This is a genomic window from Ectobacillus funiculus (assembly GCF_004138295.1).
GTDB classification, from domain to species: domain Bacteria; phylum Bacillota; class Bacilli; order Bacillales; family Bacillaceae_G; genus Ectobacillus; species Ectobacillus funiculus.
This window is the reverse complement of record NZ_SCFM01000006.1, coordinates 103,229-124,325: the sequence shown is the minus strand read 5'-3', so window position 1 is coordinate 124,325 and position 21,097 is coordinate 103,229. Positions and strand designations below refer to the sequence as shown.

20 protein-coding genes are annotated in these 21,097 nt (G+C 45.1%); 19 read left to right on the top strand and 1 reads right to left on the bottom strand.

What is annotated here, in order from left to right:
• Positions 1–43 precede the first annotated feature (43 nt).
• The 17 genes from EP737_RS04960 to spoVM all read left to right on the top strand — a co-directional run bounded on the left by EP737_RS04960 (position 44) and on the right by spoVM (position 18,335).
• A complete protein-coding gene (locus EP737_RS04960; protein ID WP_129726824.1) occupies positions 44–2,767 on the top strand; it encodes a calcium-translocating P-type ATPase, SERCA-type in 2,724 nt (907 codons plus the stop codon).
• 556 nt (positions 2,768–3,323) lie between these two features.
• Complete coding sequence (locus EP737_RS04955; RefSeq protein WP_129726823.1) at positions 3,324–4,196, top strand: YicC/YloC family endoribonuclease; 873 nt, start codon at positions 3,324–3,326, stop codon at positions 4,194–4,196.
• Positions 4,197–4,265: 69 nt separating this feature from the next.
• Positions 4,266–4,502, top strand: coding sequence for an extracellular matrix/biofilm biosynthesis regulator RemA family protein (locus EP737_RS04950; protein WP_129726822.1), 237 nt, complete (start codon positions 4,266–4,268; stop codon positions 4,500–4,502).
• Positions 4,503–5,120, top strand: coding sequence for a guanylate kinase (gene gmk / locus EP737_RS04945; RefSeq protein ID WP_129726821.1), 618 nt, complete (start codon positions 4,503–4,505; stop codon positions 5,118–5,120).
• A gap of 1 nt (position 5,121) precedes the next feature.
• On the top strand, positions 5,122–5,337 hold the full coding sequence (gene rpoZ / locus EP737_RS04940) for a DNA-directed RNA polymerase subunit omega (protein ID WP_129726820.1): 216 nt from the start codon (positions 5,122–5,124) through the stop codon (positions 5,335–5,337).
• Between the two features lie 104 nt (positions 5,338–5,441).
• The gene (gene coaBC, locus EP737_RS04935) at positions 5,442–6,641 is read left to right on the top strand and encodes a bifunctional phosphopantothenoylcysteine decarboxylase/phosphopantothenate--cysteine ligase CoaBC (protein WP_129726819.1); all 1,200 of its coding nucleotides are present in this window, start codon (positions 5,442–5,444) and stop codon (positions 6,639–6,641) included.
• Positions 6,638–9,037, top strand: a complete 2,400-nt coding sequence (gene priA, locus EP737_RS04930; protein ID WP_129726818.1) for a primosomal protein N' — start codon at positions 6,638–6,640, stop codon at positions 9,035–9,037. The genes coaBC and priA overlap by 4 nt, the downstream gene beginning before the upstream one ends.
• A gap of 12 nt (positions 9,038–9,049) precedes the next feature.
• Positions 9,050–9,526, top strand: coding sequence for a peptide deformylase (def, locus tag EP737_RS04925; RefSeq protein WP_129726817.1), 477 nt, complete (start codon positions 9,050–9,052; stop codon positions 9,524–9,526).
• Positions 9,527–9,541: 15 nt separating this feature from the next.
• Entirely contained in the window at positions 9,542–10,483 is a 942-nt protein-coding gene (fmt, locus tag EP737_RS04920; protein WP_129726816.1) for a methionyl-tRNA formyltransferase, read from the top strand.
• Complete coding sequence (rsmB, locus tag EP737_RS04915; protein ID WP_129726815.1) at positions 10,480–11,814, top strand: 16S rRNA (cytosine(967)-C(5))-methyltransferase RsmB; 1,335 nt, start codon at positions 10,480–10,482, stop codon at positions 11,812–11,814. Before fmt ends, rsmB begins: the two co-directional genes overlap by 4 nt.
• Before the next feature lie 4 nt (positions 11,815–11,818).
• Positions 11,819–12,904 (top strand): dual-specificity RNA methyltransferase RlmN, encoded by a 1,086-nt coding sequence (gene rlmN, locus EP737_RS04910; protein ID WP_129726814.1) that lies wholly within the window; start codon positions 11,819–11,821, stop codon positions 12,902–12,904.
• A 4-nt stretch (positions 12,905–12,908) separates the two neighbouring features.
• A complete protein-coding gene (locus EP737_RS04905) occupies positions 12,909–13,661 on the top strand; it encodes a Stp1/IreP family PP2C-type Ser/Thr phosphatase (protein WP_129726813.1) in 753 nt (250 codons plus the stop codon).
• A gap of 8 nt (positions 13,662–13,669) precedes the next feature.
• Positions 13,670–15,760 (top strand): Stk1 family PASTA domain-containing Ser/Thr kinase, encoded by a 2,091-nt coding sequence (gene pknB, locus EP737_RS04900; protein ID WP_129726812.1) that lies wholly within the window; start codon positions 13,670–13,672, stop codon positions 15,758–15,760.
• 19 nt (positions 15,761–15,779) lie between these two features.
• Positions 15,780–16,661: a ribosome small subunit-dependent GTPase A gene (gene rsgA, locus EP737_RS04895; protein ID WP_129726811.1), complete on the top strand. Its 882-nt coding sequence runs from the start codon at positions 15,780–15,782 to the stop codon at positions 16,659–16,661.
• A 2-nt stretch (positions 16,662–16,663) separates the two neighbouring features.
• Positions 16,664–17,311: a ribulose-phosphate 3-epimerase gene (gene rpe, locus EP737_RS04890; protein WP_129727054.1), complete on the top strand. Its 648-nt coding sequence runs from the start codon at positions 16,664–16,666 to the stop codon at positions 17,309–17,311.
• A 232-nt stretch (positions 17,312–17,543) separates the two neighbouring features.
• Positions 17,544–18,185, top strand: a complete 642-nt coding sequence (locus EP737_RS04885) for a thiamine diphosphokinase (protein WP_129726810.1) — start codon at positions 17,544–17,546, stop codon at positions 18,183–18,185.
• 69 nt (positions 18,186–18,254) lie between these two features.
• Positions 18,255–18,335, top strand: a complete 81-nt coding sequence (gene spoVM, locus EP737_RS04880) for a stage V sporulation protein SpoVM (RefSeq protein WP_034670092.1) — start codon at positions 18,255–18,257, stop codon at positions 18,333–18,335.
• A 131-nt stretch (positions 18,336–18,466) separates the two neighbouring features.
• Here spoVM and rpmB read toward each other — a convergent pair whose 3' ends face one another.
• Positions 18,467–18,655 (bottom strand): 50S ribosomal protein L28, encoded by a 189-nt coding sequence (gene rpmB, locus EP737_RS04875; protein ID WP_129726809.1) that lies wholly within the window; start codon positions 18,653–18,655, stop codon positions 18,467–18,469.
• A 366-nt stretch (positions 18,656–19,021) separates the two neighbouring features.
• Here rpmB and EP737_RS04870 point away from each other — a divergent pair, with 366 nt between their 5' ends.
• Positions 19,022–19,384, top strand: a complete 363-nt coding sequence (locus EP737_RS04870) for an Asp23/Gls24 family envelope stress response protein (RefSeq protein ID WP_129726808.1) — start codon at positions 19,022–19,024, stop codon at positions 19,382–19,384.
• Between the two features lie 22 nt (positions 19,385–19,406).
• Positions 19,407–21,086 (top strand): DAK2 domain-containing protein, encoded by a 1,680-nt coding sequence (locus EP737_RS04865; RefSeq protein WP_129726807.1) that lies wholly within the window; start codon positions 19,407–19,409, stop codon positions 21,084–21,086.
• Positions 21,087–21,097: the final 11 nt, after the last annotated feature.

Sequence of the window (21,097 nt, the reverse complement as noted above, 5' to 3'; positions counted from 1 at the left end):
TTCAGTAGAGCATGTCTCGCAATCAGAGAGTTGAGGTGAGAGAATGAATTGGTATGAGCTGCGTGCCCATGATGTAGAAAAAAAAGCAAGTACGAATGTGAAAGCCGGATTAACGGAGCCGGAGGTAAACTCTCGCTTAAAACAATTCGGTCCCAATGAACTGCAAGAAGCAAAACGTCCGTCCGCGCTTGCCGTTTTTTTGGCACAATTTAAAGACTTTATGGTACTCGTTTTAATAGGAGCGACGGTTGTTTCTGCTTTGCTTGGGGAAATGGTCGACGCCGTTGCGATTGTTGCGATTGTCATTATTAATGGCGTACTCGGCTTTTTTCAGGAACGAAAAGCAGAGAAGTCACTTGAGGCATTAAAGGAGCTGGCTGCCCCGCAAGTGACGGTATTGCGTAACGGAAAGTGGATGAAGATTCCTTCCAAGGGTCTCGTTATTGGTGATGTGATTAAATTTGCAAGCGGCGACCGAATTGGGGCGGACGTTCGTCTTGTAGAAACCAGCAGTTTGTACATAGAGGAATCGGCCCTGACAGGAGAATCCGTTCCAGTACAAAAGAGAATTGAAGCGATTCAAGGTGTGAATGTCGGCATTGGCGATCAATCTAATATGGCCTTTATGGGAACGATGGTTACGCGCGGTTCAGGCGTAGGGGTTGTGATTGGCACTGGTATGAAGACGGCGATGGGACAAATCGCGAATATGCTGCAAAACGCTGAGGAAGCCGAGACCCCGTTACAAAGAAGGCTGGAGCAGCTTGGGAAAATTTTAATTGTGATTGCCCTGGCTCTGACAGCGCTAGTTGTGTTGGTCGGTGTATATCAAGGGAATAACGTCTATCATATGTTTTTAGCCGGTGTTTCGCTGGCGGTTGCCGCGATTCCTGAGGGATTGCCTGCTATTGTGACAGTCGCGCTTTCTCTTGGTGTGCAGCGGATGATTAAAAAGCGTTCTATTGTACGTAAGCTGCCTGCTGTAGAAACACTTGGCTGCGCCTCGGTGATTTGTTCAGACAAAACAGGTACAATGACGCAAAATAAAATGATGGTTACGCACCTTTGGTCAGGAGGTCAAATGTGGAACGTCAGCGGGCAAGGCTATCACCCGTCTGGTACGTTTACAAGAAATAATGAGCCGGTGAATGTAACGGATACGCGTTCCTTATACCAGCTCTTAACCTTTGGAACATTATGTAACAATGCGTCTATTATGAAGAGGAAAAAAGATTATGTTTTAGACGGTGATCCGACAGAAGGAGCGCTTGTTGCTGCAGCTATGAAGGCGGGAATTACAAGGGAAGGGCTGCAAGAACAGTTTCAAATTGTGAAGGAGTTTCCATTTGATTCCGCCCGTAAAATGATGAGTGTAGTTGTAAGGGATAGGAACGGAAAACAGTTTGTTGTGACAAAGGGGGCACCTGATGTCTTATTGCAGGTGAGTCACACGATTCTTTGGAGCAATAAGCAGCAGCCGATGGTGGCGCTATATAAAAATGAAACGCAGCAAGCCATTCATGCGTTAGGAAGTCAAGCGCTGCGGACGATTGCCATTGCATATAGACAGCTCAAAGATGGAGAGACAGTACAAAACGAGCAGGATGCTGAGAGCAACTTGATGCTTATTGGCTTGCAGGGGATGATAGATCCGCCGCGTCCTGAGGTAAAGCAGGCGGTGCAAGAATGCCGTGAGGCCGGTATTAGAACAATTATGATTACAGGCGATCATAAAGTAACTGCGATGGCAATCGCGAAGCAGCTTGATATTTTGCCGGATGGGGGCAGGGCTGTAGAGGGTTCTGAGCTAGCGAATATGACGGTCGAAGATTTAGAGAATATTGTGGAAAGCACATACGTATTTGCTCGCGTATCACCGGAACATAAATTAAAAATTGTCAGAGCACTTCAAAATAGAGGTCACATTGTCGCAATGACAGGAGACGGAGTGAATGATGCACCGGCCATTAAGGCTTCAGATATTGGGGTAGCTATGGGAATCACCGGTACGGATGTAGCAAAGGAAGCCTCGTCGCTTATTTTGCTTGATGACAATTTCGCGACAATTAAATCCGCTATTCAAGAGGGACGGAATATTTACGAAAATATCCGGAAGTTTATTCGGTACTTGCTCGCATCCAATGTCGGCGAAATTCTTGTGATGCTGTTTGCGATGGTTCTGGCCTTGCCGTTGCCGCTTGTACCGATTCAAATTCTTTGGGTTAACCTAGTTACGGATGGATTGCCGGCAATGGCGCTTGGACTCGATTCTCCTGAGGATGACGTGATGAGACGAAAGCCTCGTCATCCGAAAGAGGGGGTATTTGCAAGAGGACTTGGCTGGAAGATTATCAGCCGAGGGTTTTTAATCGGCTTTGTGACGTTGCTCGCGTTTATTATCACATATAATCAGAATCCGAACGAGCTGAAGTATGCACAAACGGTTGCGTTTGCAACACTCGTACTTGCACAGCTTATTCACGTGTTCGATTGCCGAAGTGAGCATTCCGTGTTTCATCGCAATCCATTTGGCAATGTATATTTAGTTGGAGCTGTAATCATTTCCGTGCTGCTGATGCTTGTTGTCATTTACTATCCGCCGCTCCAGCCGATTTTTGATACACTGCCGATTAAGTCGCGCGATTGGCTGCTTATCATCGGATTATCATCTATTCCAACCTTTATGCTTGTGGGTTCCCTATTAACAGGGAATAAGAAAAAGAAGAAAAAGCGAGTAATGTATGAAGGACAAGTGAATTTAAAATAGGCAAAGGGAAAAAAATATGATATAATCTCGAAGGGTAATAGAGAAAATTCTCTATTACCCTTTTCACCTTTTTCTATTCTGTTATAGAAGATTTCCAAACGATATGTAAAAGTGCAAGACCGACTTCAGGAATTGCATCGGAAAGCCGTAAATATGCTCATAATGAAGAGGTAAATCGTTTGCGTTCGCCAGGTGATGAATTCATCATTGAACAAATGGACATCAAAGCTCTTCAGAAGAAAGCGAAAGAAGCAACAATTAACGAGAAAACAGGTAAGTTTAATCATAGATTTTAAATTGTTTTAACAAAACTAAGGGAGTGTGACTTTGCTTCCTTCTCTGCAAAGAGAAAAGACGTATGTAAATGTGGTCAGAGGACCGCTTGTACGTCGAGTATCTCCTCTGTGGCGAGTTCCTAACTCCAAAGCGTTCGAGTGTTTTGTGTCAAACCACGCCTCCTGCGTGTACGATTAGCAACCATATGAGATACTCAATTGAACCCGCGTGAGCTTGCCGCGAGGTAGAAGTCAGACTATCATGACTTGGATGTGATAAGATGGTTTCAAGTATGACTGGATTTGGGCGTGCGAAGGCAGGACATGCTACTCATGTTACAGTAGAGATGAAGTCTGTCAACCACCGTTTTTTAGAGATGAGCATTCGTCTTCCAAAAGGAATGATGAGATTTGAGGATATGATTCGTAAAAAGATCGGAGAGCGTATTCGCCGCGGACGTCTTGAAGTGTCTGTGACGTTTGAAGGGGAAGAGCTGTCCGCAAGAAGGCTTCATGTTGATTGGGATTTGCTTGAGCAATATAAGAAGGCGATGGAGGAAACAAAGCATAGGTTTCAGATGCCCGAGGCTATCACGGTGCAGCAGCTTTTCATGATGCCTGAGGTCGCGTCTATCGAAGAAACGGAGAGTTTAAATGATGAGTTTGAAGAAAGCTTGCAGGAAGCAGTTGAAGCTGCTGTCACTATGCTTGGGAGGATGAGAGATACTGAAGGGGAACGGTTACATAACGACGTGCAGCAGCGGCTCAGTGATATTGAAGGATGCGTGAATGCGATTATTCCGCATGCCCCGACTGTAGTTCAAAAGTACCGCGAACGTCTAGAAGCAAAGCTGAAAGAAGTGTATAATCATGATTTAGATGAACAGCGTTTGCTCACGGAGATTGTGCTGTATGCAGACCGATGTGATATACACGAAGAGCTTGTTCGCTTGAAAAGTCATCTTGAGCAATTTCATGAAACGCTCATGGATCAGGAGCCTATTGGCCGAAAGCTTGAGTTTATTGTGCAAGAGATGCATCGGGAAATGAACACAATTGGATCGAAGGCAAACGACTTGACTATTTCAAAATATGTTGTTGATATGAAAAATCATGTTGAAAAAATTCGCGAACAAGTACAAAATATTGAATAGCTATCATAGCTTGCACGCTGTTATATTGCATAGGAAATTCGGTTAGACTTATTAAGACCCAAGATTTGAATATCGAGTACGAGAATCCTGTATCTGTGCATTGAAAGCTTGGAATCTGCTCCTATTAAGCGTCTCGTGCAGAAAGCAAGTGAGCAAAATCTATTACTGTACGCAATATACGATCGGAACATGAACGTGATGATGGATGAAGGGCATAGCGTGCTCAGTTTGGTCCAGCCGGAGACGATTGCGCAGCGGTTGAGCCATAAGGAAGACTTAAGTGATGAAGGGCAGGTTTACATATAGATGAGAAGTGAACGAGGACTGCTTATTGTGCTTTCCGGACCATCAGGCGTCGGAAAAGGCACGGTGCGAAAAGCATTATTCAACCAAGAAGACATTCAGTTTCAATATTCCGTTTCAGCAACAACGCGTAACCCGCGCGAAGGAGAAGTGAACGGTGTTGATTATTTCTTTAAAATGCGTGAAGAGTTTGAACGAATGATTGCAAACAATGAATTGCTAGAGTGGGCGGAGTTTGTCGGCAACTATTACGGCACTCCGATCGCATATGTAGAACAAACGCTGCAACAAGGAAAGGACGTCTTTTTGGAAATTGAAGTACAAGGTGCGCTCCAAGTAAAAAAGGCTTTTCCAGAAGGCGTATTTATCTTTTTGGCACCTCCGAGCTTATCGGAACTAAAAAGCCGCATTGTAGGTCGCGGAACAGAAACAGAAGATGTGATTCATAATCGTTTAACGGTAGCGAAGGAAGAAATTGAAATGATGGACGCCTATGATTATGTCGTGGAGAACGATGAGGTGCAGCTTGCATGTGACCGCATTAAAGCGATTGTAGTGAGCGAGCATTGCCGCCGCGAACGAGTTGCGAAATATTATAAACAAATGACGGAGGTTGAATAATATGTTATACCCATCCATTGACTCTTTACTTACGAAAATTGATTCGAAATACACACTTGTGACAGTAGCTGCGAAGCGTGCAAGAGAAATGCAAGAGCAGCAAGGAGAGTGCCGCGTGAGCCGTCCGGTATCTCATAAGTATGTTGGAAAAGCGCTTGAGGAAATTCACGGCAGAATGCTTGACTATAAACCGACGGAAGATAATTTCCAAAAATAATACGGACAAGCTCCATGATGAAACGCCGACAACCTATTTACAAGTAGGTTGTTCTTTTTTTACGATAAAGATAACGTACTTTACATAGAGAGGACAAGGGCACAATGAAGGGAAAACATGTTTTGCTATGCGTAACGGGAGGCATTGCCGTCTTTAAAGCTGCGGCTTTAACAAGCAAGCTAGTGCAGGAGGGTGCGATTGTCAAGGTCATCATGAGTGCATCCGCATGTAAATTTGTAACACCGCTCACGTTTCAGGCGTTATCCCGCCATGAGGTGTATACAGACACGTTTGCAGAAAAGGACCCTTCTGTGATTTCTCATATTGATTTAGCGGATTGGGCAGATGTGATTTTAGTAGCACCGGCAACTGCCAATACAATTGGTAAGCTGGCGAATGGTATTGCGGATGATATGATCACAACAACCCTTTTAGCAGCGACAGCACCTGTGTGGATCGCGCCTGCGATGAATGTGCATATGTATGAGCACGCGGCAGTGCAGCAAAATATGCTGACGCTGCAACGCTTTGGGTATCATTTCATTGAGCCGGGCGAAGGCTTTTTAGCTTGCGGTTATGTAGCAAAGGGACGTTTGGAGGAGCCGGAAACGATTATAGCATTGCTGAAGGAATTTTGGCAGGAAAAGCAGCTGCTCGCAGGAAAGAAAATCCTTGTTACAGCTGGACCTACGCGGGAAAGGATTGACCCAGTGCGTTATTTAAGTAACTTTTCTTCTGGAAAAATGGGCTATGCAATTGTCCAGGAGGCCATTAAGATGGGGGCGGATGTGACGCTTGTAACAGGACCGACGGATTTACAGGTCCCATCCGGCGCGAAGGTCGTGCGGGTTGAATCAGCACAGGACATGCTTGAAGCTGTACTCTCGCGATATCCGGATATGGACGTTGTAATTAAAACAGCCGCCGTTGCGGATTATCGTCCAAAAACTGTACATAGCGAGAAAATGAAGAAGCGAGCCGGCGAGCTTGTTCTTGAGCTGGAGCGGACCACAGATATTTTAAAAACGCTCGGTGAGAAAAAGGAGCAGCAATTGCTCATCGGTTTTGCCGCTGAAACAGTGGATGTAGCGTATTACGCTCAGCAAAAGCTAGAGACGAAAAATTTGGATATGATTGTTGCGAACGATGTCAAAGCAGAAGGAGCAGGCTTTGGCACGGATACAAATATTGTCACGATGTATAAACAGAGCGGTGATGTAATTCCCCTGCCGCTTCTATCAAAAGCAGAAGTGGCACATCGTATTTTAGAGGAAGTGCAGTTGTTATTTGAGGGTACTCTATGAGGATCGCAAGTGTTATCGTAGACGTACCGGCGCGCCAGACGGATCGCCCGTTCGATTATTTGATTCCGGAGCGCTGGGAGGATCTTGTTGTCCCAGGTATGCGTGTGGCGGTTCCCTTTGGTCCGCGCAAGCTGCAAGGCTTTGTGATCGCGGTCAAGGATACAGTTGATGTTGATGTACAAAAAATAAAAGAGTTGGCAGACCTGCTGGATGTAACACCTGTACTAAACGAAGAGCTGCTCAGTCTAGGTTTTTGGCTGACGGACGAAACACTTTGCTTTACTATTTCCGCTTTTCAGGCGATGCTGCCTACAGCGATTAAAGCCTCTTATAAGAAACAGCTCCTCCTAAAAGGGAATGTACCAGAAGAGGTGCAGCTGCTATTTCGAGGGAAGGAAACGTTAGATTGGGAGGAGCTAGAGAAACAGCCGAATCTATACAAAAATGTGCGGGAAAGCATTGCCGCTGGTACCATTGAACTTGTATATAAAATCAAGGACCGCGTTCAAAAGAAAAAACAAAAAGTGATTCGCCCGATTCCTCCTGAGGAGGAGCTTGAAAAGGAAGCTGCTTCGTTACGAAATGGGAAGCAGCAGGATGTTTTATATTATTTTCTTGAAAACTATCGATCGGTTCCGTTGAAGGAACTAAAGGATGAGCTAGGCATTACAGACGGTCCTGTGAAGGCGCTTGTGAAAAAGGGACTGCTGCATGAGACATATGTAGAAATCTACCGTAACCCGTACGACGACGAAAGCTTTGCGCGGACAAAGCCGCTACCGCTTACAGAGGAGCAGCAGCAGGTGATTACGCCTATTTTATCAAGCGTGCAGCAAAACCGTCATGATGTCTTTTTGATGTATGGGGTGACGGGAAGCGGGAAAACAGAGGTGTATTTACAATCGATTGAAGAGGTGTTAAAGCAGGGAAAGGAAGCGATTGTACTCGTACCCGAAATCTCGTTAACACCGCAAATGGTACACCGTTTTAAGGGACGGTTCGGTTCTCAGGTTGCTGTGCTTCACAGTGCGCTCTCTGTCGGGGAGAAGTATGATGAATGGAGAAAGATTCTTCGAAAAGAAGTGCGTGTTGTTGTGGGCGCGCGCTCCGCTGTGTTCGCACCGTTTGAAAACCTTGGGATTATTATTATTGATGAGGAGCATGAATCAAGCTATAAGCAAGAGGATAACCCGCGTTATCACGCGCGGGAGGTTGCCGTGTGGCGCGGACGATACCACAATTGTCCAATTGTGCTCGGCAGTGCAACGCCGACGCTCGAATCCTTTGCGCGTGCGAAAAAGGGCGTGTATCAGCTGCTCACGATGAAAAAGCGAATGAACGAGAGGGCGTTGCCTGCTGTTGATATTATTGACATGCGCGAAGAATTGCGCGAGGGAAACCGTTCTATGTTTTCCCGTTTGCTTCATGAGAAAATTTTGCAGCGTCTCGAGCGAGGGGAGCAGACGGTACTATTTCTCAACCGACGCGGCCATTCTACATTTGTTATGTGCCGCGATTGCGGATATGTACTGCAATGCCCGCATTGTGATATTTCCTTAACCTACCACCGGATGAACCAAAGGCTGAAATGCCATTATTGTAATTATGAAGAGCCGATGCCAAATGAATGTCCAGCATGCAGCAGCACCTATATCCGTTTTTTCGGAACGGGAACGCAAAAGGTCGAGGAGGAGCTGACGCGGCTTTTTCCCGAGGCGCGTGTCATTCGGATGGATGTAGATACAACGAGCCGAAAAGGTGCGCACGAAAAGCTGCTGGGCGCATTTGGAGAAGGAAAGGCAGATATTTTACTTGGAACGCAAATGATTGCCAAGGGGCTTGATTTTCCGCACGTAACGCTTGTAGGGGTATTGACGGCGGATACGATGCTGCACTTACCGGATTTTCGGGCAAGTGAAAAAACGTACCAGCTGCTCACGCAAGTAAGCGGCCGCGCTGGACGCCATCATTTGCCGGGCGAGGTTGTCATTCAAACGTACACGCCGGAGCATTATAGTGTGGAGCTTGCGAAGCAGCAGGAGTATGACGTATTTTTTGAACGGGAAATGTATATGCGCAAAAACGGCCAATATCCGCCGTATTACTACTTGACGCTTGTGACGGTTTCTCATCCGGAACTATTAAAAGCCGTCCAGGTAACCGAAAAAATTGTCTCCTTTTTACGGCAGCATTGCGCTCCGGAGACCATTATTTTAGGACCTGCAGCGTCATCGATCCCGAGGATAAAAGATAGATATCGCTATCAATGCATGATAAAATACAAGCGGGAACCGAACTTAAAGCATGTATTGCGTCTAGTGAACGAGCATTATCAAGCGGAGCTAGGCAAGGATTTGCAAATTTCGATTGATTTCAACCCAACTATGTTAATGTAGCGGAGGACAGGCATGACCATTTTACAAATTGTAACGCATCCGAACGAGGTTCTTGAAACAGCATGTAACCGCGTTTTGGATTTTGATAAAAAATTAGTGAAACTGTTAAACGATATGTATGAGACGATGCTTGAGGCTGACGGTGTTGGTCTTGCGGCGCCGCAGGTCGGCGTATTAAAGCAAGTGGCAATCGTCGATGTTGGAGACAAGCATGGCCGTATTGAGTTAATTAATCCAGTCATTTTAGAGGCACGCGGCGAACAGGTGGGCCCCGAGGGATGCTTAAGCTTTCCGGATGTGTTTGGGGAGGTCAAGCGCGCCGATTATGTGAAGGTACGGGCGCAAAATCGTAAGGGAAAAGTGTTTCTGTTAGAGGCAAGAGAATTTTTGGCACGTGCGATTCAGCATGAAATTGATCATCTAAATGGCGTATTGTTTACGTCTAAGGTGACGCGTTATTACGAGCCGGGTGAGCTAGAAGAGGCATAAGGAGAGAATAAACAAATGGTAAAGGTAGTATTTATGGGAACGCCTGATTTCTCTGTTCCTGTTTTGCGTCAAATTATTAAAGACGGCTATGAGGTAATAGGAGTTGTCACACAGCCAGATCGGCCGGTCGGCAGAAAAAAGGTGCTTACGCCGCCGCCAGTGAAGGTAGAGGCTGAAAAGCACGGGATTTTGGTACTGCAGCCGCAGAGAATCCGAGAGAAAGAGGAATATGAAAAGGTGATGGCATTACAGCCGGATTTAGTTGTAACAGCGGCTTTTGGACAAATTTTGCCAAAAGAGCTTTTAGAGGCGCCTGCACACGGTTGTATTAATGTGCATGCCTCCTTACTGCCGGAGCTGCGCGGCGGCGCACCGATCCACTATTCGATTATACAAGGAAAAGAAAAAACAGGCGTTACGATTATGTATATGGTAGAAAAATTGGATGCCGGCGATATGTTAACTCAGGTAGAGGTACCGATTGAAGAGCGTGATACGGTTGGCACGCTGCATGATAAACTAAGTGCTGCTGGCGCGGAGCTTTTATCCAATACGATACCTTTATTATTGGATGGAAAGATTACTCCAGCTAAGCAGGATGAAGAACACGCAACATTTGCGTACAATATTAAACGGGAGCAGGAGAAAATCGATTGGTCCAAATCTGGAGAAGAGATTTATAACCATATTCGCGGCATGCATCCGTGGCCGGTTGCGTATACAACATTGCAAGGCCAAGTGGTTAAAGTATGGTGGGGAGAGAAGATTCATGCTTCAAGAAATGAACCGGGAATGATCTTATCCATTGAAGCTGATGGCTTTGTTGTTGCGACTGGTAATGAAACGGCAATTAAAATTACAGATTTGCAGCCTGCCGGCAAGAAGCGGATGAGCGGTACTGAGTTTTTGCGCGGCATGAAGCTGCAAACAGGTATCCAGTTAGGAGCGGAAGAATGAAAAAAAACGTTCGTGAGCTCGCGTTAGAGGGGCTGCTGCAGGTTGAAAAAAGCGGAGCCTACAGCAACCTCTTGCTTAACAGCTTAATTGAAAAGAATAAGATGGAGGGAAAGGATACAGGCCTCTTGACAGAAATCGTCTATGGCACGATCCAAAGACGAGAAGCGCTGGATTTTTATTTGCAGCCGTTTTTGAAAAAAAAGCCAGAGCAGTGGGTCAAAATCCTTCTTCGCTTATCCTTATATCAAATGCTGTTTTTAGATAGAGTACCACCTCATGCGGTGATTCATGAAGCGGTAGAGATTGCGAAGAAGCGAGGTCATCAAGGGATTGCTTCTTTAGTAAACGGCGTGCTTCGTTCTGTGCAGCGCCAAGGTGTTCCTTCGCTTGAAACGATTAGTAATCCGGCCGAGCGCCTTGCGGTGGAGACAAGTCATCCAAAATGGCTCGTGCAGGAATGGATCGAGGAGTATGGCATAGACGCAGCGAGAAAAATGTGTGAAGTAAATATGCTGCCGCCTGTACCGACCGCACGGGTGAATGTGAGTAAAACAACGGTAGAGGGGGCGCTCGTCAGGCTGAAGGAAGAAGGTGTTGAGGCGAGACGCGGGGAATTGGCAGAGGATGCTATTTTGATTGAGAAGGGCAATGTCGCCCATACACGCGCCTTTCAGGACGGATTTTTATCTATCCAGGATGAAAGTTCCATGCTTGTGGCCCGTGCTCTTGGACCTGAGCAAGGGGATGATGTCCTAGATAGCTGCGCGGCGCCTGGCGGGAAAACAACACATATTGCAGAACGATTGCATGGAACGGGGCGTGTGCTTTCCCTCGATTTGCATCCCCATAAGGTGAAGCTCATCCGGCAGCAGGCAGATCGTCTTGGCTTAGCCAATGTCGACACAAAAGCGATGGATGCGAGAAAGGTTGGGGAAGCTTTCCGTCCAGAGAGCTTTGATAAAATTTTAGTTGATGCACCGTGCTCAGGCTTTGGCGTAATTCGCAGAAAGCCGGACATAAAGCTTGGCAAGCAGCCAGAGGATAGCGAAAGGCTCTCCCATATCCAGCTTGCAATTTTACATGAGGTGGCGCCTCTTTTAAAACGGGGAGGACGTCTTGTATATAGTACGTGTACAATTGAGAAAACAGAAAATGAGAATGTAATGCAGCAATTTCTACAATCCCATCCAGAGTTTGAGTGGGATATTTCAATGAAAGAAAGGCTTCCAAAGGCATTAGAACCGTATACGCATGATGGGCAGGTGCAAATTTTGCCGCATTACTTTGCGACAGACGGATTTTATATTGCTTGTTTGCGAAGGAAGGTGTAACAACATGGAAACAACAGTAACGAAGAAAGAAACAAAACAAGAAAACAAGCCGTCCATTTATTCCTTGCAGCTGCATGAGTTAGAGCAATGGATCAAGGAGCAGGGAGAGCCGAAATTCCGCGCTGGACAAATTTACGATTGGCTTTATAAAAAACGTGCGATATCTTTTGAAGAAATGTCGAACATTTCAAAAGGATTGCGTGAGAAATTGTCGAATTCTTTTGGCATCACCACATTAAAAACGTTAGTGAAGCAAACGTCCTCTGATGGAACGATTAAGTTTTTGTTTGAGCTGCATGACGGTTATTCGATTGAAACAGTGCTCATGAGACACGAGTATGGCAACTCCATTTGTGTGACAACACAGGTCGGCTGCCGCATTGGCTGTACATTTTGTGCTTCTACGCTTGGCGGGCTGAAGCGGAACCTAGAGGCAGGGGAAATCGTAGCGCAGGTTGTTGAGGTGCAGCGGGCACTCGATGAGACAGAGGAGCGTGTCAGCTCAATTGTTGTAATGGGAATCGGTGAGCCATTTGACAACTACGATCATCTTATGTCGTTTTTGCGTATTATGAATCATGATAAGGGTCTTCATATCGGGGCGCGTCATATTACGGTATCAACGAGCGGAATTATCCCGAAAATTTATAAATTTGCAGAAGAGGATTTACAAATCAATTTTGCGATTTCATTGCATGCGCCAAATACGGAGCTTCGTTCTAAGCTCATGCCAATTAACCGGGCATATAAATTGCCGGACCTGATTGAAGCAGTCAAGCACTACACAGAAAAAACAGGCCGCCGCATTACCTTTGAATATGGATTGTTCGGGGGAGAGAATGATCAGGATGAGCATGCAGAAGAATTGGCGAAGCTTGTAAAAGGTTTAAGATGTCATATTAACCTGATTCCAGTTAATTACGTGCCTGAGCGGAATTATGTAAGAACGCCGCGTGAGCAAATCTTTCGCTTTGAAAAGATCTTGAAAAACCATGGAGTGAACGTAACGATTCGCCGTGAGCAGGGCCATGATATTGATGCGGCCTGCGGACAATTGCGAGCAAAGGAGCGCAAAGAGGAGACGAGGTGACAAAATGAGGACCGTTTTTCTATCCGACCGGGGAAAAGTTCGCCCGCATAACGAAGATTGTGCCGGAGTGTTTCAAAATTTAGACGGTGACATTTTAGCCATTGTAGCAGACGGGATGGGAGGTCATCGGGCAGGCGATGTAGCCAGCTCGATGACCATCCAGCTGTTTCATGATTATTGGAAGCAAACGTACAACATGGATACGCCGAAAAAGATGGAGAGCTGGCTGAGAGATCATGTTCACATCATTAATGAGCGTTTGTACAAATATGCTGAAAGCCATGAAGAGTGTCAAGGTATGGGAACGACGATTGTCGCAGCGCTTTGTACAAGCCAGTTTGTTACAATTGGCCATATTGGAGATAGTCGCTGCTATATTCTATCTGAGGATGAACTCTCTTTAGTAACAGAAGATCATTCCCTCGTAAATGAGCTCGTTCGGCATGGAGAGATTACGAAGGAGGATGCCGAGTCCCACCCGAAAAAAAATGTGCTGCTGCGTGCGCTTGGAACGGAACAGACTGTTGATTTAGATGTGAAGACATTGGTGCTTGAGCAAGGAGACCAAATGCTTCTTTGTTCAGACGGTTTGTCCAACAAAGTCTCCCACGAGCAACTCAAGCATATTTTGCATGCTGATGGAGAAATCGAGAAAAAGGGCGAGCAGCTCATCCAACTCGCCAATGACGGTGGTGGAGAGGATAATATTACGCTTGTAATCGTTCACTATACCGATTCGTCAGATGGAAGCAGGTGAGGGGGAACGTGATGATTGGAAAACGTCTCAATGACCGTTACAAGCTGTTGAAAGTAATTGGGGGAGGCGGCATGGCCAATGTATATTTGGGGCATGACGTTATTTTAGACCGAGAGGTGGCAGTGAAAATTCTTCGTTTAGATTATTCGAATAACGAGGAGTTTATTAAGCGTTTCCACCGTGAAGCACAATCTGTCACCTCATTGTCTCATCCAAATGTCGTAAATATTTATGATGTTGGAGAAGAGGATGGAATTTATTATCTTGTTATGGAATATGTTCCCGGTCAAACCTTAAAGCAATACATACAACAGCAGGGGATGCTCTCGGTCAGAGAATCTCTTGATATTATGGAGCAGCTTACGTCAGCGATGGCGCATGCGCACCATTTTGAAATTGTTCATCGGGATATTAAGCCGCAAAACATCTTAATTCGCGACGATGGTCTCGTAAAGGTCACTGATTTTGGGATTGCCACTGCGACGAGTGCTACAACAATTACACATACGAACTCTGTGCTTGGCTCTGTTCATTATCTATCGCCTGAGCAGGCACGTGGAGGCATTGCGAATAAAAAGTCTGACATTTACTCACTCGGTATTGTCATGTTTGAACTATTGACCGGCCGTCCGCCATTTTCCGGAGAGTCGGCAGTATCGATTGCGCTTAAACATTTACAAAACGAAACGCCGTCACCGAAGCGCTGGAATCCGGATATCCCACAAAGTGTGGAAAATATCATTTTAAAAGCAACTTCAAAAGATCCCTTTCATCGATATGACTCTGTGAATGAAATGAAAGAAGATATTATGACGGCATTGTATCCGGAGCGGGCGAATGAAGAGAGATTCTCTATCCCAGACGATATGGAAGCAACAAAAGCAATCCCGATTATCCGTCAAGAAGCATTTCAGGAAAGTGCTAGTGATGAAACGATCATTATGAGCGGGAAGTGGGAGGGGGCAAAGAAAGAGCCAGAGTCAGAGCCGGAAGAACAGCCGAAGAAAGTGAAAAAGAAGAAAAAGGTGTGGCAGGTTCTCCTTACCTTGGTTTTACTTCTAGGCTTAGGAGGGGCGTTTGCGGTCACGGTCGTTCCTAAACTCTTTGCTCCAAAGGAAGTGGCGGTTCCTGACGTTACGGGCAAGCCGTATGAAGAAGCAGTAACAACCCTAGTAGCAAAAGGGTTTGATGTCACGTCACCGCAAATTATTTACAGCGACGAGGTTGCGGAGGGTGATACGATTAAGACAAGTCCTGAAGCGGGAAAGATTGTTAAAGAAAATACAAAGATTACAATTTTTAAGTCGGGTGGCAAGAAAAAGAAGGAGATGCAGCAGCTTATTGGTCTTCAATATGATAGTATAAAGGCATCATTGGCAGCACAATATGCGAATGTGGTTACATACTATACGGAAAGCGAGCAAGCTAAGGGGCAAATTCTCGATCAATTTCCGAAGGCCGGGGATTCTATCATTGAGAAGGAGCAGGAAGTGCGCATTTGGATTAGTGAAGGTCCGAAAAGAATGGCAGTAGCTGATTTTACCGGTTGGACAGAAAGCAGTGTGAATAACTATGCTTCCGAGAAAAATCTTGTTACCGAATTTAAGCAAGATTACTCTGATAAGGTAGAAAAAGGAATGGTAATTTCACAGGATCCAAAGGCAGGCACACTTTTAAAAGAGGGAGATAAAATTTCTATTGTAATTTCCGCTGGCGCAAAAGAGAAACCGCGCAAGACGGTAACAATTAGTAATATCACCATCCCATATGAACCTGCTGAATCTAAGTCTGCTGAATCTAAGCCTGCCGAATCTAAGCCTGCCGAATCTAAGCCTGCTGAATCTGAGTCTGCTGAGTCTGGGGCAGCTGGGTCTGGGACTGAGACGCCTGCTCAAGAGTCGCCTAAGCCGCAAACTGTTGAAATTTATAAAGAGGATGCGGAGCATACTATGGAAAGACCGGTTGAAACGAGGACAATTACAGCGACGACTACGATTTCTATCGATCTTTTGATCGAGTATGAAAAAAGCGCTCGCTATAAAATTGTGCGTGATGGAACAACCATTGTAGAAAAAGAAATTCCATACCCGGCTGATTAGTGGAACAAGGAGTGAGTGTATGCCAGCTGGAAAAATCATCAAGGCTTTAAGCGGATTTTATTACGTGGCACACGAAGAAGGTATTACGCAATGCCGTGGAAGAGGAGTGTTCCGGAAGAATAAAGTGAACCCTCTTGTTGGCGATGAAGTTGTGTTTCAGGCAGAGAACAATACGGATGGTTATATATTAGAAGTGTTAGAACGAAAAAATGAGCTTGTCAGACCGCCAATTGCAAACATTGATCAAGCTATTCTTGTATTTTCCGCAGTTGAGCCGGGCTTTAGTTCACTTCTGTTAGACCGTTTTCTTATGCTGATTGAGTATAATGCCATTACGCCAATTATTTGTATTAGCAAAATGGATTTAGCGGATGATGACACAAGAAAACGAGTGGAGGCATTCGCACACAATTACAGGGAAATTGGGTATGAGGTGATGTTTACCTCGAAAACCGCAGCGGAGAGTGTGGACAGGCTGCGCCCCTTTTTAGATGGACGAGTATCGGTTATTGCCGGTCAATCTGGAGTTGGAAAATCGACACTTTTGAATTTGCTTCGTCCGGAACTGGAACTGAAAACGAGCGGTATTTCCGCTCATTTAGGTCGTGGGAAGCATACGACAAGACATGTAGAGCTGATTGAGGTCGGTGATGGTCTTGTTGCTGATACGCCAGGCTTTAGCTCCCTTGATTTTATTGATATTGAGGTAGAGGACGCAACAAATTGTTTCCCTGAGTTAAAAGAACAAAGTCAATATTGTAAGTTTAGAGGTTGTACACATATAGCTGAACCAAAATGCGCAGTGAAAACAGCGGTAGACGAGGGCGCAATTGCCCGCTACCGCTATGATCATTATGTGGAATTTGTTCAGGAAATTAGAGATAGAAAGCCGAGGTACTAATGATGATTAAAATTGCACCATCTATTCTGTCAGCAGATTTTGCAAGGCTGGGAGAGGAAATCAAGGATGTTGAAAAAGGGGGAGCAGATTATATTCATGTGGATGTAATGGACGGGCATTTCGTGCCGAACATTACAATTGGTCCGTTAATCGTGGAAGCGATTCGTCCGATTACTTCGCTGACGCTTGATGTGCATTTGATGATTGAACAGCCGGATAGATATATTCCGGAGTTTGCAAAAGCAGGAGCAGACATTATTACGGTTCATGTGGAGGCATGTCCGCATTTGCATCGGACAATCCAATTGATTCGATCCTTTGGCATTAAAGCGGGTGTCGTGTTAAATCCACACACGCCTGTTTCCACAATCCAGCATGTGCTAGAGGATATTGATATGGTGCTGCTAATGACAGTGAACCCTGGATTTGGCGGACAGTCATTTATTCATGCCGTATTGCCAAAAATTCAAGAAGTGTCACGTATGGTACGTGAGCGCGGCTTGCAGGTGGACATTGAGGTCGATGGCGGTGTAAACGCAGAAACAGCGCGACTTTGTGTTGAGGCGGGTGCAAATGTTCTTGTTGCGGGGTCTGCTATCTATAATGAAAAAGATCGTGCGCAGGCAATTCGAGTCATTCGCGGAGAATAATAAGTCTTATACGCAAAAACAGCTGTCCTGTAATAGGGACAGCTGTTTTTGTAACACTTTAAGAAAGTATAAATTTCTAGCTGGATGCCAATTCGACGTAGTAAGAAATTTTAAGAATGAAGCGTAAGTGTGACCATGCCTCTATCTTCGCTAATCCGAGAATTTTCTTTACTGCAATGAGGATGATATAGCTAAAGCACATCTAGAAAATGCTATATAGGAGGTTTAGAAAATGATTGTTCATATTTTAGCAGGCGGACCGCTAGATCATCATCCGGATTTTTCACAATATGAGGATGAGCAGGTTGTTTGGGCCGCGACAGACCGCGGCGTATATTACTTATTAAAGCGCGGCATTGTACCGGCTGCAGCATTTGGCGACTATGACTCTGTAACAGAAGAAGAGCTGGAATGGATGCAGTGGCAAAAGCATGATCTTCATATTATGCCGAAGGAAAAAGATGAAACCGATTTGGAGTTGGCGCTTCGTTGGGCGCTCGAGCAACGGCCGAACAGCATTCGGATTTTTGGAGCGACAGGAGGGCGTCTTGACCATGCGTTTGCAAATGTACAAATGCTGGTACGAGGGATGGATCAGGGAATTCCCATTACAATTATTGATCATAAAAATGAAATATCTATACAAACACCAGGCATATATATAATTGAGAGCAACGAGTTGTTTCCTTATATCTCCTTCCTGCCGATGACTGAAATAGTCACGGGCATTGCTCTGAGCGGCTTCAAATATCCGCTTGAAAACGAAACGATTCGTTGGGGATCGACACTCTGTGTGAGCAATGAACTCGTCGAGGAAAAAGGTACTTTTTCTTTTCAGTCGGGCATATTAATGGTGGTAAGAAGCAGGGATTAAAGAAACGCTTTTTGCACTTATGAATATATTACAAAGAGATTTGGAGTAATGGGGATTAGGAGGGAAACCATGAGATTTTATACAATTAAGTTGCCAAAATTCCTAGGTGGTCTTGTAAGAGCGATGTTAAATACCTTTAAGAAGGGTTAAGGAGCACCGAAATCGGTGCTTTTTGCCTTTTACATATAAAGAAAGTATAACTTTTCGGGGTGATGTCTAACTCCCAAGGCCCGCTTTTATGACTAAAATGCAAAAAGAGCCCAATTTGGACTCTTTTATGATTAAACGCGTTCGATTTTGCCGGATTTTAATGCTCTAGCAGAAACGTACACACGCTTTACTTTACCGTTAACGACGATGCGAACTTTTTGAAGGTTAGCACCCCATTTGCGCTTAGTTGCGTTCATAGCGTGAGAACGTGAGTTACCAGAACGAGCTTTTCTACCTGTGATTGCACAAACACGAGCCATCTATATTTCCCTCCTAACTACCATAACGTACCTTATTTTTCAAGGGCTTAAGGGCGGTTTTAGCCCCAAAAACACTACTATAATTTAACACAAGTATAATTAGAATGCAACAGTGTTCAAAAAAGAAATCAAGAAAAATTCCTTGACATAACATCTTGCCAAATGTTGTATAATAACGATGGGCAATTTTGTGTATTCTTAAAATTTCCGACTACGCTGAATTTGCTTTCAGCCGGAAATTCATACTTTCCTACGCTGTAAGAAAAGGTAGCAACGTAAACGGGAAATAGCATTTTCCCTGAAAAGCGTATATGATAGAAATAAGCAGTTCAACTCGCTTTGAATATTTCCAAAGGGGGAAACCATATGTCAATTGAAATGAAGACGGAATATGGACAAATCGATATTAGTACGGATGTAATCGCAACAATCGCCGGAGGTGCTGCAGTAGATTGTTACGGGATTGTAGGAATGGCTTCCAAGAATCAGCTCAAAGATGGGTTAACGGATATTTTGCGAAGAGAGAACTTTACGCGCGGTGTGGTTGTTCGTGATGAGAACGGTGAAGTACATATTGACATGTATATTATCGTGAGCTACGGTACGAAAATCTCAGAGGTAGCCCATAATGTGCAAACAAAAGTGAAATACACGCTAAATCAAACTGTCGGATTGGCTGTGGATTCGGTAAATATTTACGTGCAAGGAGTTAAAGTAACGAACTTGTAAGGTGCAATAAGGAGGAAGGTCTGTGTCCATAAAACAAATTGATGGAAAGCGTTTAGCACAAATGATTTTACAAGGCGCGACAAACTTAACAAACAATGTGAAACTTGTAGATTCGCTAAACGTTTTTCCTGTTCCAGACGGTGATACGGGTACAAACATGAACTTGTCTATGACATCGGGAGCAAAGGAAGTGCAAGGGAATGTTTCCGATCACGCCGGGAAGGTTGGAGCGAGTCTCGCAAAGGGGCTGCTAATGGGGGCGCGCGGGAACTCTGGTGTTATTTTATCCCAATTGTTCCGCGGGTTTGCAAAGGCAATCGAACAAAAGGAAATGTTGACAACAGCAGATTTTGCCCAAGGGCTTGAGGCTGGTGTGGAAACAGCCTACAAAGCGGTGATGAAGCCGATTGAAGGTACAATTTTAACAGTGGCAAAAGATACTGCGAAAAGAGCGGTGACAGCAGCGAAAAGGCAAACGGATTTCATGTCGTTTATGGAGGAAATTGTCCAGGAAGCAAACGCATCTTTAAACCGTACCCCGGATCTTTTGCCAGTATTAAAACAAGTCGGGGTTGTCGACAGCGGCGGGAAAGGGCTTTGCATTGTATATGAGGGCTTTTTAGCCGAATTAAAGGGAGAAGTCATTGCAGCAAAAGAGCCGATAGCATCTATAGAGGATATGGTGCAGGCAGAGCATCATCGTACTGTCCAAAGCCAACTCAGCACAGCAGATATTGAATACGGCTATTGCACGGAATTTATGGTGAAGCTTGATCCAAAAAAGATAAAAGAACATCCATTTTCTGAGCAAAAGTTTCGTGAGGATATGAGTGCGTACGGTGATTCATTGCTCGTCGTGGCAGATGATGAACTCGTTAAGGTTCATATTCATGCAGAGCATCCGGGAGATGCCATGAACTATGGGCAGCGCTACGGCAGTTTAATCAAAATTAAAATTGAAAATATGCGCGAGCAGCATACGCATTTATTGCATGGTGAGAGTGCGGCGCATGCGGTAGTACCGGCAAAGAACGAAGCGCAAAAGCAGCCGTACGGCATTGTCACAGTTGCGATGGGCTCAGGGATTAAAGAGCTGTTTGAAAGCATGGGTGCGGTTCAAGTAATTGAGGGCGGCCAAACAATGAATCCGAGCACAGAGGATATTGTAAAAGCGATTGAAGAGGCAAATGCAGAGCAGGTAATACTCTTGCCGAATAATGGGAATATCGTTATGGCTGCACAGCAGGCTGCGTCAGTCGTCGGGGAGCATGCTGTTGTTGTGCCATCAAAAACGGTTCCTCAAGGAATGGCAGCTGTGCTTGCGTTTAATCCTGCGCTTACGCTTGAAGAGAATGCAAGCAATATGAAAGCAGCCCTTTCTTCTGTGAAAACGGGTCAGGTGACGTATGCTGTGCGCGATACACAGATAGACGGCGTTGACATTAAGAAGGATGACTATATGGGGATTGCAGAAGGAACAATTGTTGCCGCGGCTGGTGATAAAGTGGAAGCAGCGAAGAAGCTTCTGGCGCATATGGTTACTGAAGACGATGAAATTGTGACAATTTTGCAGGGGGAAGATGCATCCGATGAACAAGTGGAGGAGCTGCAATCTTTTATTGAGGCTACATTTGAGGATGTAGAGGTAGAGGTTTATAAAGGGAATCAACCACTATATTCATTTATTATTTCTGCCGAATAAGGGAAAGCCCT